Source organism: uncultured Brachyspira sp. (assembly GCF_944390595.1).
GTDB lineage: Bacteria > Spirochaetota > Brachyspiria > Brachyspirales > Brachyspiraceae > Brachyspira.
Genome location: NZ_CALXRN010000119.1, coordinates 24,254 through 43,444 on the forward strand (window position 1 = coordinate 24,254; position 19,191 = coordinate 43,444).

At 27.3% G+C, this 19,191-nt stretch carries 15 protein-coding genes and 1 pseudogene; 5 read left to right on the forward strand and 11 right to left on the reverse strand.

What is annotated here, in order from left to right:
* Nucleotides 1–25: 25 nt before the first annotated feature.
* From hydG to Q0J90_RS06655, 4 genes and pseudogenes are all read right to left on the reverse strand, one after another.
* A complete protein-coding gene (gene hydG, locus Q0J90_RS06640; RefSeq protein WP_297277152.1) occupies nt 26–1,450 on the reverse strand; it encodes a [FeFe] hydrogenase H-cluster radical SAM maturase HydG in 1,425 nt (474 codons plus the stop codon).
* A 36-nt stretch (nt 1,451–1,486) separates the two neighbouring features.
* Nucleotides 1,487–1,738, reverse strand: a complete 252-nt coding sequence (locus tag Q0J90_RS06645) for a TM1266 family iron-only hydrogenase system putative regulator (protein ID WP_028330068.1) — start codon at nt 1,736–1,738, stop codon at nt 1,487–1,489.
* Between the two features lie 122 nt (nt 1,739–1,860).
* Nucleotides 1,861–3,701: pseudogene (locus Q0J90_RS06650) on the reverse strand (methyl-accepting chemotaxis protein).
* 169 nt (nt 3,702–3,870) lie between these two features.
* Nucleotides 3,871–5,709, reverse strand: coding sequence for a methyl-accepting chemotaxis protein (locus tag Q0J90_RS06655; RefSeq protein WP_297277154.1), 1,839 nt, complete (start codon nt 5,707–5,709; stop codon nt 3,871–3,873).
* 258 nt (nt 5,710–5,967) lie between these two features.
* On the opposite strand from Q0J90_RS06655, the gene pbpC reads away from it, so the two are divergent.
* From pbpC to Q0J90_RS06675, 4 genes are all read left to right on the forward strand, one after another.
* Nucleotides 5,968–8,559: a penicillin-binding protein 1C gene (gene pbpC / locus Q0J90_RS06660; protein ID WP_297277155.1), complete on the forward strand. Its 2,592-nt coding sequence runs from the start codon at nt 5,968–5,970 to the stop codon at nt 8,557–8,559.
* Nucleotides 8,560–8,634: 75 nt separating this feature from the next.
* Nucleotides 8,635–9,390, forward strand: coding sequence for a FecR domain-containing protein (locus Q0J90_RS06665; protein ID WP_297277156.1), 756 nt, complete (start codon nt 8,635–8,637; stop codon nt 9,388–9,390).
* Between the two features lie 99 nt (nt 9,391–9,489).
* On the forward strand, nt 9,490–10,059 hold the full coding sequence (locus Q0J90_RS06670; RefSeq protein ID WP_297277157.1) for a TetR/AcrR family transcriptional regulator: 570 nt from the start codon (nt 9,490–9,492) through the stop codon (nt 10,057–10,059).
* Nucleotides 10,060–10,069: 10 nt separating this feature from the next.
* Entirely contained in the window at nt 10,070–11,656 is a 1,587-nt protein-coding gene (locus tag Q0J90_RS06675; protein ID WP_297277158.1) for a ComEC/Rec2 family competence protein, read from the forward strand.
* A 49-nt stretch (nt 11,657–11,705) separates the two neighbouring features.
* On the opposite strand, the gene Q0J90_RS06680 is transcribed toward Q0J90_RS06675, so the two are convergent.
* The gene (locus Q0J90_RS06680) at nt 11,706–12,062 is read right to left on the reverse strand and encodes an FMN-binding protein (protein WP_297277159.1); all 357 of its coding nucleotides are present in this window, start codon (nt 12,060–12,062) and stop codon (nt 11,706–11,708) included.
* Nucleotides 12,063–12,134: 72 nt separating this feature from the next.
* Complete coding sequence (locus Q0J90_RS06685) at nt 12,135–12,554, reverse strand: hypothetical protein (protein ID WP_297277160.1); 420 nt, start codon at nt 12,552–12,554, stop codon at nt 12,135–12,137.
* Between the two features lie 142 nt (nt 12,555–12,696).
* On the opposite strand from Q0J90_RS06685, the gene Q0J90_RS06690 reads away from it, so the two are divergent.
* Complete coding sequence (locus tag Q0J90_RS06690; RefSeq protein WP_297277161.1) at nt 12,697–14,322, forward strand: hypothetical protein; 1,626 nt, start codon at nt 12,697–12,699, stop codon at nt 14,320–14,322.
* A 105-nt stretch (nt 14,323–14,427) separates the two neighbouring features.
* Here Q0J90_RS06690 and Q0J90_RS06695 read toward each other — a convergent pair whose 3' ends face one another.
* From Q0J90_RS06695 to Q0J90_RS06715, 5 genes are all read right to left on the reverse strand, one after another.
* A complete protein-coding gene (locus Q0J90_RS06695; RefSeq protein WP_297277162.1) occupies nt 14,428–14,859 on the reverse strand; it encodes a PepSY-like domain-containing protein in 432 nt (143 codons plus the stop codon).
* Nucleotides 14,860–14,952: 93 nt separating this feature from the next.
* Nucleotides 14,953–15,984, reverse strand: a complete 1,032-nt coding sequence (locus Q0J90_RS06700; protein ID WP_297277163.1) for an RluA family pseudouridine synthase — start codon at nt 15,982–15,984, stop codon at nt 14,953–14,955.
* 98 nt (nt 15,985–16,082) lie between these two features.
* Nucleotides 16,083–17,369 (reverse strand): glucose-1-phosphate adenylyltransferase, encoded by a 1,287-nt coding sequence (locus tag Q0J90_RS06705; RefSeq protein WP_297277164.1) that lies wholly within the window; start codon nt 17,367–17,369, stop codon nt 16,083–16,085.
* Nucleotides 17,370–17,477: 108 nt separating this feature from the next.
* Nucleotides 17,478–18,263 carry a Cof-type HAD-IIB family hydrolase gene (locus tag Q0J90_RS06710; RefSeq protein ID WP_297277165.1) on the reverse strand — a complete coding sequence of 262 codons (786 nt, stop codon included), beginning with the start codon at nt 18,261–18,263 and terminating at the stop codon, nt 17,478–17,480.
* A gap of 22 nt (nt 18,264–18,285) precedes the next feature.
* The gene (locus Q0J90_RS06715) at nt 18,286–19,089 is read right to left on the reverse strand and encodes a Cof-type HAD-IIB family hydrolase (RefSeq protein WP_297277166.1); all 804 of its coding nucleotides are present in this window, start codon (nt 19,087–19,089) and stop codon (nt 18,286–18,288) included.
* Between the last annotated feature and the right edge of the window lie 102 nt (nt 19,090–19,191).

Sequence of the window (19,191 nt, forward strand, 5' to 3'; positions counted from 1 at the left end):
ATTAATTATAAATGAGTAATATTAATTAAAATTTAAAATCTCTTCTGCCCTCATCTATACCTTTTAAAGCATCTACTAATTTTGCTTTTACCTTTTCATTAGGTACTTTTTCTATTTCATTTTCCATAACTTTATCTATTGATTTTTTAGTATCATCTTTGGCATAATCATTCTCATATTCTTTTAAAGTTATTATAGCATTAGCTTGGCAGAAATTTTTTATTTGTCCGCTCTTAGCGAAAGCCATAAATCTATCTCCTGTTCTGCCCTCTCTGTAACAAGCTGTACAGAAGCTAGGTAAATAATCTATATCAGCAAGCCATTTTATAATATCATCAAGAGAACGGTTATCTGAAATTTCAAATTGTTTAGAATTTTCTTCTTCCTCTTCAACATATCCTCCAACGCTTGTTCTTGATCCTCCGCTTATTTGAGAAACTCCAACTTCTAAAGCTTCCTCTCTCGATTTTTGGCTTTCTCTTGTAGAAACTATTATTCCAGTATAAGGAACAGCTATTCTTAAAACTGCAACTATTTTTTTGAATAAACTATCAACTATAGCATTAGGGAAACTTTTAACATCAACATCATCAGTAGGTCTTATTCTTGGAACACTTATAGTATGAGGGCCACATCCGAAAGTATCTTCTAAATGTTTAGCATGATAAAGCATAGCAGTAAAATCATATTTATAATCATAAAGTCCGAATAATACACCTATACCAACATCATCAATTCCGCCTTCCATAGCTCTGTCCATTGCCTCAGTATGATATTCATAATTACTTTTTGGTCCGCTTGGATGAACTTTCTCATAAGTTGGTTTATGATATGTCTCTTGGAATAATACATAAGTACCGATACCAGCATCTTTTAACTTTTTATAGTTTTCTACTGTAGTTGCAGCTATATTAACATTAACCCTTCTAATAGCACCGTTTTTATGCTTTATACTATATATTGTTTTTATAGACTCAAGTAAATATTCCATACTAGCATAATCAGGATCTTCTCCTGTTTCTAATGCAAGTCTTTTATGTCCCATATCCTGCAATGCAATAACCTCTGCTCTAATCTCATCTTGAGTTAATTGTTTTCTAGCTATATGTTTGTTTTTAGCATGATAAGGGCAGTAAACGCATCCGTTAATACAATAATTTGATAGATAAAGAGGAGCAAACAAAACTATTCTTTTTCCGTATATTTCTAATTTTATTTTCTTTGCTATTTCAAACATTTCATTTTCTACATTTTTATCATCGCAAAGAAGCAAAGCCAATGCCTCATTAGGCTCAAGACCTTTCATCTCTTTAGCTTTATCCAATATATCTCTTATATTGTAATTTCCGCTTTCCACCTGAGATATAGTTTTTAAAATTTCTTCATCATTAATAAATTCATTTGCATTTCTTGATTTTGAATCATATTTAAATAAAGTGGCTGAAGACATAGTATAACTCCTAATAATTAAACTGTTGAATATAAATTATTTTTTACCGGCATAAAGTGCTTTTGCTGAAACACCTTCAATCATGCCTAATTTACCAGTCAAACTATTAATTTTATCATTAGGAGCATTTAAAACTATACTGATTATATTTATATTTTCTTCTCTATATGGAATACCCATTCTTCCTATAATAAAATCGCTGTAATCATGTAAAATTTCATTCACCTTTGAAACTCCATCAGTGTCTTCAATTATAATACCCACAACAGCAATCCTACTATTTTCCATAAATAAAACAAATATAAAATAAAATTACCTTTATGATAAACATTAATAGTTATTCACTTAGGCTAATAATATTATAGTAATTATTATTAATTTTGTAAATAGCTTTTAATTAATAAAATATATTATTTTTCTATTTTAAAGAAACTTACAATTGATTGTAATTCTTTAATTTCATTAAATAATGATATAGATGAAGCTGTAGATTCTTCAACTAATGCCGCATTCTCCTGAGTAATAGAATCCATTTCCATAACAGCTTTATTAACTTGGGAAACGCCTGACTGCTGTTCTAATGCTGCAGAACTTATATCCTTGATTATATTTGCTGTTTCTTCTATATCATTTTTTATACCTATAAATAATTGTTCCTGACTTTCAACTATTTTATTTGCTGCATTAATTTTTTCATACACTTGATTAACTAATTCTGTAATATCTTTAGCTGAATTCTGACTGCTCTGTGCTAAACTTCTTACTTCACTAGCTACAACAGCAAATCCTTTTCCCTGCTCGCCTGCTCTTGCTGCTTCTACTGCTGCATTAAGTGCTAATATATTAGTTTGAAAAGCAATACCCTCTATAACTTTAATAATATCTTTTATCTTCTCACTATAATTACTAACCTCATGCATACTATTTACTGTTTCTGATACAACTAAAGAGGCATTCTCCACTGATTCTTTACAACTATTCATCATTTGATTGCCTTTAACTGAATTATTAGTTGACATAGATATGGCAGAAGATATTTCTTCCATAGAAGAAGCTGTTTCTTCAAGATTAGCAGCAGTATTTTCCGCTTTATGGGCTAAATCCTTATTTCCTGAAGCAAGGCTATTAGCTACCTGAGCCATTTTATCAGTATTATACAAAGTAGTTTCGATTACTTCTATAAGTTTATGTTTCATAACATGGAAAGAATTTGATAATTCGCCAAGTTCATCTTTCCTATTTAGTTTTCTATTGTACATAATAAGTCTGCCTGATGCTATCTCTTTAGCCTATTCTACAATAATATTAAGCGGTTTTATTATGCTTTTCGTAAATATAAATACTACTAATGTCATAAGAAGCATAGATATTATACCAATAATTACACTTGTTATTACTATGGATTTATTAATTTCATAAATCTCTTTTTCATCCATTGCATAGGCAACTATCCATGGCTGAACTCTCATTTTTTTATAATATCCGGCTCTTACATGATTATTAAAAGAATACTTCAATCCGCCTTCTTCTAATCCGCTTTCAATAATTCTTGTATATTCATCAGGTGCCTGCTTATTTATTTCTGCAGGATCTGTATCCATAGTAACTATAGAATTTTCATTTACAGTTATTATTCTTCCTGTTCTTCCTAATTTTACATGGGCAAAATATTGCTGATGTATAACAGCACCTTGTATAACAATTATTAAATATCCTATAATATTATTTTCAAAATCGAGAACTTCTATACCCATTGCTAAAGTAAGTTCTCCAGTTGTCGGAGATACTGTAAGATTTCTGCCGAAAGCATATTCCTCACCGCTCTTTAATCTTTCCCATAAATAAGGTCTGTACTGAGATATATTTTGACCATATAAAGTACCGTTTCTATCTAAAAGATATTACCGTTAGTATCTGATACATAAATATTTTCTACATACGGATTTCTTTTAACAAATAAATCTAAATCAATTAATCCTAATTTTTTATAAACATCATCATTCGATATTAAAAAATTTCTAATATTTGCGCTGCTGGCATAAGATACCGAAACCATAACCTGTGCATCTAATATAGAGTCAAATAAATTAGCATATCCTTCTGCTGTATTCTGAAAACCTGTACCTATACTTTTAGTTATACCTTTATTAGAAAAATATATCGATGCCGCAAGTAAAAAACCTAACATTAATATAGCCATAAAACTAATTGTTACCGGAAGCTTAAAAGATAAACTATGAATTTTTCTCATAATAAACTCCAATTATTTATTAATGAGGGATAATAAACACTAAAAATCGACAAAACCCTAATTATGTATATTAGTATACTCAAAAAAAATCAATTGTCAATAAAAATTTATTATTTATAATACATTTTATAAACAATAAATTTTTATTGATATATGGATTGAGATAATATCATTTTTCTATTTTAAAGAAACTAATAAGCTCTTGTAAATGCATAGCATCATTATATAATGATATAGAAGATGCTGTAGATTCTTCAACAAGTGCTGCATTTTCCTGTGTTAATGTATCCATTTGCATAACTGCATTATTAACCTGTGATACTCCTTCTTTTTGTTCAACAGCAGCTTCTGTTATAATTCTTATAGTTTCAGCTGTTTCTTCTATTTGCTCTTTTATACCAACAAATAATTGTTCCTGACTTTCAACTATATTGTTAGCCTTATTAATTTTTTCATATACTTGATTAATTAACTCTGTTATATCTTTTGCTGAATCCTGACTGCTCTGTGCTAAACTTCTAACTTCACTTGCTACAACAGCAAAACCTTTACCCTGCTCGCCTGCCCTTGCTGCCTCTACTGCGGCATTAAGTGCTAATATGTTAGTTTGGAAAGCAATACCTTCTATAACTTTAATAATATTTTTAATTTTCTCACTATCAGAATTAACATCATTAATACTTCTCACTGTCTCTTCTACAACTGATGCCGCATTCTCTATTGCTGCCTTACAGTCTTTCATCATCTCATTGCCTTTAACTGAATTATCTATAGATACGGTAATTGCAGCTGCTATTTCTTCCATAAAAGAACCTGTCTCTTCAAGACTTCCAGCTGTACTTTCTGCTTTTTCAGCTAAATCTTTATTGCCATTAGCAAGACTATTGGCAGCCTGTGCCATTTTATTGGATTCTTCCAAAGAATTCTCTATAATTTCTATAAGTTTATACTTCATATTATGAAAAGAAAGAGATAATTCTCCTATCTCATCTTTTCTTTTTAATTTTCTCTTATGCATAACAAGTCTTCCATTTTCTATTTCTTTAGCTTCTTCTACTACAATAGAAAGAGGTTTTGTAATGCTCTTTGCAAATAAGAACATGATTACAATTAAAACTATTATAGATATAATAGCTACAATAACAGTAATACCAATAGTTGATCTTATCTGCTCGTAAATTTCATCCTCATTCATGGCATAAGTTACTATCCAAGGCTGAACTTTCATTTTCTTATAGTATCCGATTCTTATAATATTTCCATTTCTATAACTGTAAGGACCCTCAACTGCAGAACCATTAAATATATTTTTGTACTCAGTAGGTGCTGCTTTATTTATATTATTAGGATCCATATCCATAGTAACTATAAAATTTTCATTTACAGCAACTATTCTTCCGCTTCTTCCTAATTTAACCTCTGAAAAATAATGATCATGTATAACAGAACCTTTAACAGTAGTTACTAAATAACCTATTGTATTATTACTAAAATCTGTAATTATAGATCCAACACCTAATGTTATTTCACCTGAAACCGGTGATTCTCTAGGGCTTCCAAAAGCAGCTTTTTCTCCTGATGAAAGTTTTTTCCATAAATGAGGTCTTATATCAGACATTACTCTATTTCTTAAAGCCTCTGATGTGGTAAGAAGCACATTTCCTTCTTTATCCGTCAAATAAATACTTTCCACATAACTATTCTTTTCTATAAAATCTGCCATATCTCTTTCACTATAAGCTCTGGAAATATCATCTCTAGAAATCATATAATTTCTAATATTAGCATCACTAGCATAAGAAGTGGCAAGCAGCATCTGTGATTCTGTTAAAGCATCCAATAAATAAGCATAACCTTCTACTGTATTTCTAAATCCAACATTTATTGACTCTGTGATACCTTTGCTTGAAAAAAATAATGAAATGGCTAAAAGCACAACTATTATAACAACACTAATAAAACTAATAGATAATGGTAATTTAAATGCTAAACTATTTAATTTCTTCATAAATACCCCCTATTATTATAATAGAATATATTATATTTTAATTTATAATATAGTAAAATTTATACTGATTGTCAAATTATATTACAATAATTAGATTTTTAATATAAAAAAGTAAAAATAAAATACATCTGAAAATTAATTAATATTTCTTTAAAAATAAAATATTTTAAATTTACAAAATTCAATATGATTGTTTATATTATATCAATAAATAATTCATTGATTGACTATTTATAACTTTACTATAGAATTATATTTATGGAAAAAATAATTAGAAGAACATCATTAACAATAATATATACAATATTATTATCTGCTGTAATATTATCAGTTATATTCTTACCTAAAGGATATAATTTTTATAAACAATGCAGAGAATATATTAATAAGCCATTTTCAAAAAATGAATTAAGAATTGATGAAGAAAGAGCTTTAAAAATATATGATAGAAATTCAATACTTGTATCAACAATATTTCCAAAGCATGGCGGATTTTTTGAGGAAGTTAAATATGAAGATTTATCAACAAATCTGATAAACGCTGTTGTAAGCGCAGAGGATAAAAATTTCTTTAATCATAACGGAATAGATTATAAAGCCATAATAAGAGCATTTTTATCAAATTTAATAAGCGGAAGAGTAGTATCAGGAGGAAGCACAATAACGCAGCAGCTTGCTAAAAGCATAATACCCCGTGAAAGAACATATATAAATAAATTCTATGAAGCTCTTGATGCCATAAGGCTAGAAAGAAATCTTACAAAAGAACAAATACTTACAGAATATTTAAATAGAGTATTTTTGGGAAATAACTGCTACGGTGTAGGTGCAGCAAGTGATTTATACTTCAATAAAAAAGCAAAAGATTTAAATATTAATGAATCTGCAATGATTGCTTCTATAATAAAATCAGGAACAAAATTTAACCCATATAAATATGAAGATAAATTAACAGAAAGAAGAATATACGTATTAAATGAAATGAAAAATAATAATCTTATTACAGAAGAAGATTGCACTAAATATATAAATGAAAAACCAAAAGTTTATGATGATAAAGATAAATATACTTTTAAAGCTCCTCATTTTACAATGTACGCAAAAGAATCTTTAGAACAATTAAAGTATACAGGCGTAACTGAATTAAGAACTACATTAGATTATAAGATGCAAAAAGAAGCAGCTTTAGTAATAAGCAATGCTAGTCAGTCTCTTCATATTTTTAATGTACGCAATATATCATGTGTAATATTAAATGCTAAAACAGGCGAAGTTCTTACAATGATAGGTTCTATGGATTACTTTGATTCTGAAACTCATGGAGCAGTTAATGGAGCTACAGCATTAAGACAAGCAGGAAGTACTTTAAAACCTTTTATGTATGCATATTTATTTGATAAGGGAGAAACTCCGGCATCAGTTATAGCAGATATTAAAACATATATTAATTCTCCTGGAGGAGATTATATACCTGAAAACTTTGATCATAAATACAGAGGCCCTGTTACTATAAGAGATGCATTGGCTAATTCTCTTAATATACCTGCTGTTAAATGGCTTGCTAGATACAGTATAAAAGATTTTCAAAATATACTTTTAAAATCAGGATTAAGCTCCATAGATAAAAATCCGGATCATTACGGATATTCTTTGGTTTTAGGAAGTGCCGAAGTACGTTTAGTTGATTTAGCCTCTGCATATACTATATTTCCAAATTCCGGAACATTTATAAATAATTATTCCATAACTTCATTAAAAAAAGCTAATGGAGAAGTTATAACTCTTCCTAAAAAAACTACAAGAAAAGTTATATCCGAAGAAAGTGCATATTTAATAACAAGCATACTTTCTGACAGAAATGCAAGAATGGGATCTTTTAGAAGCTACAAAGGAATAGTTTATCCATTTTCAGTAGCTATAAAAACTGGAACTTCAAAGGGTTCAAGAGATGCTTGGGCTATAGGATACACAAAAGATTATATAGTAGGATTATGGCTTGGAGATTTTGCAGGAAGTGAGATGATAAATATAACAGGAGGAAATGGTGCTGTTCCTATACTTTATGATTTATTTATCATGCTTAACAAAAGCCAAAAAGAAACAAAATGGGATAAACCTAATACTATTATAAAGAGAGAAATATGTCTTATAAGCGGAAAACTTAGAGGGGAATTCTGTAAAGAAACAAGAATAGAAGAATTTTCACATATAAGTGTTCCTAAAGAAGAATGTGATGTACATAACTTATATATAAAAACAAATTCTGACGGATCTATCAGTGAAAAAGTTTTTGTTAATCTTCCTAGTGAATATAATGGCTGGATTAAAGAACAGCAATTAGAACGCCCTACTTTAGAATGGACAAAAGTTAATAACATATATGCATATAATAGAATGAAAAATACCATAAATAATCAAAATATTAATTTAGGAACTCATACTGAAAATATTACAGAAAATAATTTAGCATACGATTACAGCGAAAGACCTCAAATGAATTTAAATGCTGTAAATACACCTTTGGCATCATCTGAAAGAAATATTAATAATAATGTAAACAATATAAAAGAAAGACTTTCAATAAAAGAACCTACTGACAATTCTGTATATAAAATTGATTCTACCCTTCCTATGGAGTATCAAAATATATTCATATCTTCATATATACCAAAAAATGTTGTAAGTGCTTCTTTATACTGCAACAATGAAATAATAGCCAATATTGATGATTTAAAAAAAGAATATATAAAATGGAACTTAAAACAAGGTGATTATACTTTTTATATAGAAGCAAAAACAGAAGAAGGGGAAATAATAAAAAGTTCTACTGTAAAAATATATGTACAGTAATAAAAATAGTATTGACAATAATTTTTATACCGATAATATTAATAGTGTGATATGTATTTTTGACGGAGTTTATTTATGAACAAGAAAATTATTTCCATATTATTAATAGTTTCTATGGCTTTGACTTTGCAATCAGCTTATAAAACAAATCAATACATGAAAGTTGTTGAAGTTAAAGGAAAAGTAAAAATATCTTCTCAAAAAGCTATAGTAAAACCTGCACAAAATGGCGACTTATTATTTACCAAAGATAATATATCCACTGAAAAAAATTCTTCTCTAACTTCATATTTAGAAAGCAATAATATTTTTAAAGTAAAAGAAAACTCTTCATTAAATATAGATGAATCCTACGATAAAACAGGAAATACAAAGTTATCATTAAATACCGGAGATTTTATAATCGTAGTTTCATCAAATGCCAAACCTGGCAGTGTAACTGTATTAACTCCTAATGCAGATGTTGCTGTTAATGGAACTGCTTTAATTTCATATACAAATGGAAATACTAAAGCTCAGTTTTTATATGGAAACGGCAAAGTTAATGGAACTGATGTTAATCAATTCAGTGAAGTAAATATAGATAATTCAAATAAATTATCTATAAAAAATATAGAAATAAATGCTTCATTAACTAATACTATTAATGAAATAGCTGCTATGCCTTATATAGAAACTATAGTACCTGATGCTGCAAAAATAAAAAATTACTATAATTATAATAATGCACCTGTATCAGAAACTAATACCATAGTAGAAATTGAAAAAGATTATTCTGCAAACACTAATGAAAACAGAACTACTTTGATTATAACCAATCAGACAAAATAATAAAATGCCTGCATTTATATGTCATTTATAAAAACTTTGACAAATAAAAAATAGAGTATATAATATAATCAAATATTTCTTTGTAAAGGTAAATAATAAATGACTGCTCGAGAACAAATAGTAAATGCTGGTAAGAAATTGTTTAAGAAATATGGTTTTAAAAAAGCATCGATGAGCGATATTGCTTTAATGGTTCATAAATCCAAAAGCAGTATATATCATTATTTCAAAAGCAAAGAGGAAATATTTTTTGCAATAGCTGAAAATGAAGCAAATGACCTAAAAAGAGAATTATATGAGGCCATAAAAAAAGAAGATACAGCAGAAGCAAAATTAAGAGCCTATATATTAACAAGACAAAAAGGATATATAAAACTTGCCAATCTATATGAAGCATTGCATAGTGAAATATTTGAAGACTTTACTCTTATAGAACACATGAGAGCACAGTATCATAAAGAAGAATATAATACCATTAAAATGATACTTAGAAACGGAATGAAAAAGGGCTTATTTAATATAGATTTAAGATTGGCTACAGAATCTATTTTAGCTATAATAAAAGGTTTTGAAGTGGAATGGGCTAAAAATAAAAATCCGGAAAATTATGAAAAAGATTTATATACTATGATAAACATTATATTCTATGGTATAGTTAAAAGAGATTAATAATTTTATAATGAAAAAACTTTTTATATACCCTCTTACATATATAGTTTATATAACAATATTATTTTCTGTTGGAATATCATTAGCATTTCTAATAAAAAACTTTGAATTTATTTATATTTCTTCAATAACAGCATTCATACTCATAATAGTTTCTATAATATTAGTGTTAAATAATAAAAACAACATATCAATAATAATATTAATATTATCATGCATATTTATAGGCTATAGCTATACTATGATACGATATTATGATATATTAAAAAATCCTCTTAATGAATTTGATAAAGAAATAAAAGCATACAATGCAAAAATATTACAATATGAAGGTGTTATAGGATTTAGAGATAGATATATTGCTTATGTAGATAAAGTTTATGATGGTACTAATTGGTACAATTATTCTGGTAATATAAGACTTTATAACAGCTCGTTAAAGCCATTATATATAAATGATGAAATAACAGTATCTTCAAAATTAAATCTATACAAAAATATATTAACTAATGATGATATTTACCCTTCAAAACTCATAACAGAAATACTTGCTGACAGAATGCTTTACGGAGCAGCAAGCATATACCAATATAATAATTTTGTAATTCAAAAAGAAGGTTTTTCAGCAATTAACTATATAAATAATTATGCTCTAAAAGTTAGAAATATAGCAAAAAAATCATTAGGTGCTAATATGAAAGCTATACCTTATACAATAGCACAAGGAATAGTTATAGGTGATAAAAATATAATACCATATCATATAAGAAAGTATTTTATAGATTCCGGTATATCTCATATATTGTCAATATCAGGACTTCATATTTCTATGGTGCTTTCTATATTGTTTTTGTTATTATCATTTTTCCCTATAAATTTTTATAATAGAATATTAATATCAACAATAATAACTGTTATAATATATCCCCCTATTACACTATTTTCTATTTCTATAGTAAGATCAAGTATAATGGCTATATGCTTACTCATATCATATTATTTTGATAGAAACAGAAATTCTATTAATGCATTATTCTTATCAGGTCTTATAATTTTAATAATGAATCCAAATTCAATAAAAGATATTAGTTTTCAATTTTCATTTTTAGCTACACTTGGAATCATATTATATTATCCGATATTCAATTTATATATCATAAAAAATATAAGAAATATAAAAATAAATAACAAAATTATTAATATAATAAAAAATTCAACAATTAAATTATTGGAATTTTTATCTATAAATATATTTGCTCTTATAACAGTAATTCCTCTTAGCATACATCACTTTTCAATATTAAATATAACTTCTATAATAGCAAATATATTCGCTGTACCTTTATCATTTATAATATTATCATCATCATTAATAACAATAATAACATATCAAATATATACACCATTATCTATTTACCCATCAGCATCAACAGAATTTTTTACAAATATATTAATAGAATTATCTAAAAAATTTAGTAATATAAGTTTTCTTAAATATGAATTATCATTAAATTTGTACAGTGCAATATTAATAACTTTTATTTTAGTATTAATAGGTATAATTATAAGAATAAAAATGAATAAAATTAAAGAATAAAAAAGCGTACCTAAAAAACTAGATACGCTCATAACTTACCTAAATCTAATTACTTAGCAGGAGTTAATTTAGTTAATGCATCTTCAACTAATGCAACCCAAGTAGCACCGCTTACGCCATCAACATAAATATTGTTAGCTTTGATCATTTTGTCATAAGCAGCTTTTCCTCTAGCAGGACCGCTACTATGTGCACATTTTGTTAATACAACTTTTGTTAATTTACCGCCAGCAACAGTAACTTTAGCTTGGTAGTCGCCTTTAGAAGTTTTGTAAGTAGCTTTATAATTTCCTAAGTATGTGCCGTCAGGTACTTTAGCTAAATTAACTTTACCTTGAGCAAATAGGAACATGCTAGCTGAGAAAACAACAACAGCAACTAAAATCATGATTTTTTTAAGGCTCATACGATTTCCCTTTTTTTAATATAGTTATATAATAAAACTTAATTACTATAAAAAAGTAAAATAACTGTAAAATTAATTTAGAATTTTTTTAATATTACCTTCTCTAAGTAAAGAAAGTAAATTATCATATTCTACAGTGGTTTTAATTTGATAATACCTGTCATCTATAAAGTTTGAATATTCTATTTTTATATACTTTTCTACCACATCCTTTAAATCATTAACATTATTATTTTTATTTGGTAATTCTTTTACAAAAGCATTTTCTATCTTCACTTTAGATAAAGCTAAAGCAGCATTAAAAGCACTTTCTTTTGCATCTTCTTTATTAGCAGTAAAACCATTAGGATATCCTATTGATGTTGTTACAAATTTATCTTCATTAATCCAGCCATCATTAAAATTAATATTTGATGATGTTTGTGTATTTTTTTCTACAGATTTGCATGATATAATAAAGAAAATCATCATAACAACATAAAAATATTTCATATTCACTCCTATATGACTGTACTGTTAAAATATTCGTCAAATTTTAATTTTTTTTAACTATATAATTTTACATAATTATTAATTTTAGAGTATAATTGTTCCGATTATATAGAAAAATATATAAATTTTACCAGGAATTATTATGAAAAGATTATACATTATATCTATTATCTTTCTTTCATTATATGTAAGAGCATTCAGCCAAATATACACATTGCAAAATGGAGAGAAGCTAACCAACTCATATATACTTTCAGAAACTAACTATGCTATAGTTTTAGAAAAAAACACAGCTAATGAAGGCAGAACGTATGACATTTTATATAAAAACACAAGATTAACTGGATATAAAGATGCAGGTATAATAAGAATTTTGCCTAATGGTACATTAGTAGCAACAATGCTTAAGACTTCTCTTGCTAAAGATATGTGGGTTATAATATATGGAAATATAGAACAGGAATTCGATTCAATAGAAAGAGAGATATTTTCAAGCAATAATTCAATAATATTTGCAAGATTAATGGATTATGGTGTTGCTGTTATAAACGGAGAGGCAAAGGTACAATATTCAGAATTATTTGACAGTGTTATAAATGATAATAATTATGCCTTTTCATATTCAAGAGACGGTCAGTATTTTGTAAATATTAACGGAGAAGAAAAGCAGGTAATTGCAAAAGTAAATAAATTAAAATTTTCCAGCGATGGAAAAAATATAGTATATGTTATAGATGCAGAAGAAAATGCTGTTATATTTAACGGTGTTAATGACAGCGAAAGTTTTAAATTAGTTGATGATTTAGCATCATATAATGACAACAGTATGGCTTATGCTGTAAAAATTATACCAAATATGATGGATACTAATAATATGACTAATACCAATATGATTAGTACAAATAATATTACTAATAATACTGATAATACTAATGAAATTCAAACTGATGTTGTAACAAATGTTTCTACAATAACAAATTACAATTTATCAAATATAAGTATTTATACAAATGAAGAAGGTATTACTGTCAAAGGACAATCAAATACAATAGCATTAATGATGGTGACAAATGTTATAACAAACATAAGATATAATGAACTTCCATCCTTACCTCCTGCTGCTGATGCAACAAACATTATAGCGAGTAATGAATTTATAATGACAAGTGTTATTGCAAACGGCAGAAATTATGGAGAGTTTAATATGGTAACTAATATGTCATTCTCTCCAAACGGAAAAACTTTGGTATTTATAAATGTAAATACAAATAATACTATGCAGTTGTATGTAGGCGGAAATATGACTACCAATTATGATGTAATACATAATTATAAATATTCTGATGATAGCAAATTATTAGTATATGGAGCTCAAACTAATGGAGTATCTTTTGTTGTTATTAATGGAAGAAGACTGCCTAGAAATTATGAAAAAATAAATGATTTCTATTTTTCAACAAATAACAGTTTAATTTATAATGCTACTAAAAACAACAGAGAATTTATAATAGGAGATGACTTTGAAAGTCCTTCATACAATAGAATTACATCTTTCAAATTTTTAGGTGAATCATTTGCATTTACTGCTGAGAGACTTGGAAAATATTATTATTTCATCTTAAATAAGAATGCTTCATTAAGAAAAGAATTAGGCGGATATGATTATATTTCATCTATGGATAATAATCAGGAATCAGCAATATCTATAGTATCTGATAGTAAGAATATATATATTATTAAAGACGGTGTAATAATGACTAACCAATAAAACTCCATTCTATATGATGCGTAAATCTTTTTAGGTTTACGCATTTTTTATATATAAAAAAACGACAGGTTATAATTACCTGCCGTTTTTTAATAATTCTAAAAATTAATCGTCAAATTTTTGTCCCATTAATTGTCCGTTTCTAGATACAACAAGTTCCATCATATTATTTAATTTTAGTTTATAGTTTCCCCATTCTTTTTCGGCATCTATTATAGCAGCCTGAGGATGTGCACTTTTTACAGCTCTAATTACAGCAGCAGGAAAAGCACTTTCAGGGATAGGTGTATATTCACTATCTATATTAACCCACTCTCCATTAGATAAGAAATCTACTGACACACCATTAGACAATTGAACATCAAATTTTCCTCCATCTCTTTCAACTTTCCATATCTGAGCACCTGGAAATGTTTTTTGTATGAAAGCTTTAGCATTTGCTGGTAATGATGATACTGGGACTACAAAATCATCAGCAAATAAATTTGAAATGGATAATACCATTAATGATATAAATAAAACAAATAATTTTCTCATGATTACTCTCCTTAATTTTTATTATTTGAAATTATTTAAAAATAGTAAGTATTATACTTACATATTATACAAATAAGTATATAAAAAATAACATTAATTATCAAGATTTAATTGTGCTATTTTTACAATAAGTTTTTTTATATCTTTAGAAAGAGGAGCTTTTACTTTAATATTTTCGTTTGTAATAGGATGAGGAAATTCTAGCTTATATGCATGTAAAGCCTGCCTATCAAAAAAACCTTCCGGAATAATATTTTTCTCTATAAAATCATCAAAAACTTTAGGGCCATATTTTCCATATATTTTATCCCCAACCATAAAAAGCCCTTTAGAATACAGATGAACTCTAATCTGATGCATTCTTCCAGTATAAAGCCGAGCCATAACAATAGCATAATCCCCTATTCTTTTTACTGTTTTAAATGATGTTTTTGAATATTTAGAACCTTCTACTTTTTCTTTATGTAATGTTTGAAATCGTCTATAATATTTATGCCCGCTTTCAAGCATATATCCTTCTACAGTAAATTTATCTTCAATATTTTCTGCATTTTCTACTACAGCAATATAAGTTTTTTTAATACGTCTTTTTTTATTATCATTAGATATCTTTCTTCCTGCAATCATAGCACAAAATTTAGAAGCTACATTAGAACTTCTTGAAAGCACAACACATCCGCTAGTCTCTCTGTCAATTCTGTTAAGCATATTTATATTGCATCCAAGCATCTGCTTAACAATAGTATGCAATGTATTATGATAATATTTTCCTGAAGGTATAACAGGTAAATTTGCGGGTTTATTAGCTATTATTAAATCTCCGTCATCATATATTATAGTTACATCCCTATCAACTTCAGGTTCTTTCATTCCTATAATATGATAGGCTATTTCATCACCCTTTTTAACTGTTCTAGTATACTTTATTCTTTGTCCATTAAGCAAAACTAAACCTTGTCCTATTAAATCCTGCCACTTGTTTCTAGAATAATAAGAAAATCTATCCCCCATATATTTATCAAGTCTAATATTATCAATATCTTCTTCTATACGGCATTTTCTTATAACAGATTTTTGATACATCTCTTCAATATTTGAATGCAGTTTATTCTTAGCTTTTTTCATAGATTATTATTATACTAATATAATGAAAATTGTCAAAATAATCATGGGCAGAAGAATTAATCCCCTGCCCACAACAAACAAACTTACCAACAAACTAATTAGATTATAGTCCCGCTTTTAATTATTGTATTTTTAGGAAGTATTACTATACCATCCCTAATACAATAAAATTCACTATCCTGATGCTGTATTTTTTTCTTATTTGTAATAACAACATCATTACCTATTCTTACATTCTTATCTATTATAACATTTTTTAATGTACATTTCTTACCAATACCTATTTTAGGCAAATGCTTGACATTAAGCCTTTCAATATCATCACTGTCTTCATAATAGTCGCTGCCCATCATAATAACCCTTTCTAAAGTAGAGCCGGTTTGAACAACAGAACGTACGCCTATAACGCATTCTTTTATAGTAGCATTTTCAATCCTGCATCCGTCAGCTATAATACTTGAAGTTACTGTAGCTTTTTCAACTTTAGAAGGAGACAAATAACGTACATGTGTATATATAGGAGCATTTTCATCATAAAAATCAAAAGGAGGATTTTTACTTCCAAAAGATATATTAGCTTCAAAATATGCCTTAATAGTTCCTACATCCTCCCAATATCCCTGGAAAGCATAGCTGAATACTTTATATTTCTTTATTGCTTCCGGTATAATATCTTTACCAAAATCTATCATAGAACCGTCAGACAAAATTTCTTTAAGTACATTACGTCTAAATACATATATACCCATAGAAGCAAGATATTCTTTTTTTGGATTTTCTATATTAAACATTTTCTTTTGATCTTCTGTTAATTTTAAAGAATTAAGTACATCATCTTCTTTAGGCTTTTCATGGAAATTTGTAATCTGCCCTCTTTTATTTACAAGCATTACACCAAATCCTTTAGCGTCTTCTCTAACAACTGGAACAGTTCCAACAATTATATCTGCACCTGTTTCAAGCATATGCTGAAGCATTACATTATAATTCATACGGTAAACTTGGTCTCCAGAAAGTATAACTACATTGTTAACAAATTCACTGTCAAAATGTTCCCAATTTTTTCTAACAGCATCGGCAGTACCCTGATACCAATCTATATTAGTATCTGTCTGTTCTGCTGCAAGTATACTTACATGCCCGCCTGAAAAATTATCAAATCTATAAGCATTATATATATGATTATTTAAAGAAGCACTATTAAATTGTGTAATAACATATATGTTTCTGAATCCGCTATTAATACAATTAGATACTGGTATATCTATCATTCTATATTGACCGCCTAGAGATACAGCTGGTTTGGAACGTGCTTTTACTAATGGATAAAGCCTTGTTCCTCTTCCTCCTCCGAGTATCAAAGCAACAGTATTAAATGATCTCATAAAAAAACTCCAATAAATTTTCTAAAAACTAAATGGTTATATTATTAAGTATAGTAAAAAAATAAGGGTTTTTCAAGAATCAAATAATTTATCAATAATTATAATATTTTATATTATATTGAAATGTTTTAAAGCCTTGTATACACCGTCATTATCAACATCATCTGTGATATAATCAGCTATATTTTTTACGCTTTCATTAGCATTACCCATAGCAACACCTATAGCAGCATGTTTAATCATACTTATATCATTGCCGCCGTCTCCAAAAGCTATTGTTTCTGATATATCTATATTATAATACTCTATAATCTTATCTATACCTATATGTTTGCCGCCGCCTTTCGTATTAACATCTGTAAACAATGGATGCCATCTATTTGATTCGCAATTTTTAAATATTTTTGACATTAATTCTTTTTCTTTTTCTTCACCAACAAATAAATTTATTTGGAGAATATTGTCAATATTCTCTTCCAAAAAATCATAATAATTATCTACAACTGGTATTGGAAGATTTATAGATTTAGAAACTTTTTCAACTTCATCAGTTTTATAGTTTATAAATATACCCTTGTTCATCATGATAGAACATGGGAACTGCTCTTCATTTTTAAGATAATTAATTAATGAATATACTTCCTCTCTTTGTATGCCGTTTTTATATATTTCTTTATCTCCTATAAAACAGTTGCATCCATTAGCTGTTATATATCCGTCAAACTCTAAATTATCCAAATTATTTATATGTGTCTTTATTCTTCCTGTAGCTATAAAAAGTTTAATTCCCTTTTCTCTTAATAATTTCATAGCTTCTTTTGAAGAATCTGAAACTTTATGAGTATTAAAACTAACTAAAGTACCGTCTATATCAAAAAATACTGCCTTTATCATAATAAAATATCCTAAATAAACATTAATCTATTAAATTAAAATGCTTCAATGCATTATAAATACCATCTTCATCAACACTATCTGTTACATAGTCTGCAACTTCTTTTACATCATCATTAGCATTACCCATAGCAACACCTATAGCAGCATGCTTAATCATACTTATATCATTGCCTCCATCACCAAAAGCTATTGTTTCTGATAAATCTATTGAATAATATTCTATGATCTTATCTATACCTACATTTTTACCGCTGCATTTAGGATTTACATCCGCAAATGAAAAATGCCATCTGCTTGCTGCAGAATTTTTTAAAACATTACTCATTATATCCTTTTCTCTTTTCTCATCTACAAAAATATTTAACTGTAATATATCTTTATAATTATTAGTTATATAAGAATCAAAATCTACAGCTTTAGGAGGTTTTACATTCGCCATACCATAAAGCATGTTAATTATATCATCTGTATAATTAATATGAACAGAATTGCTTGTTACTACAGAGCATGGAAATTTATTTTTCTCATCTTTAACATAATTCATTAGAGAAAATAAGTCTTCTTTGTTGAAAGATACCCTAAAAATCTCTTTTAAATCTTTGCCCTCTTTAACAAAACAGCATCCTCCATTAACTGTTATATATCCGTCTAATTCAATATCTTCTAAATTATCTATTTGAAATAATGCTCTTCCGCTTGCAACAAATATTTTTATACCTTTTTCTCTAAGTTTCTTTATAGAATCTTTGGAAGATTCAGAAATTTTATGAGTATTAAAGCTTACTAAAGTACCGTCTATATCAAAAAATGCCGCCTTTATCATTATTTAACTCTCAATATTTTTTAATTTTTATAATGTATAGATTATATATCTAAAAATATTATTTTCAATTATTATAGTTATGAATAAAAAAAGATACCCTAA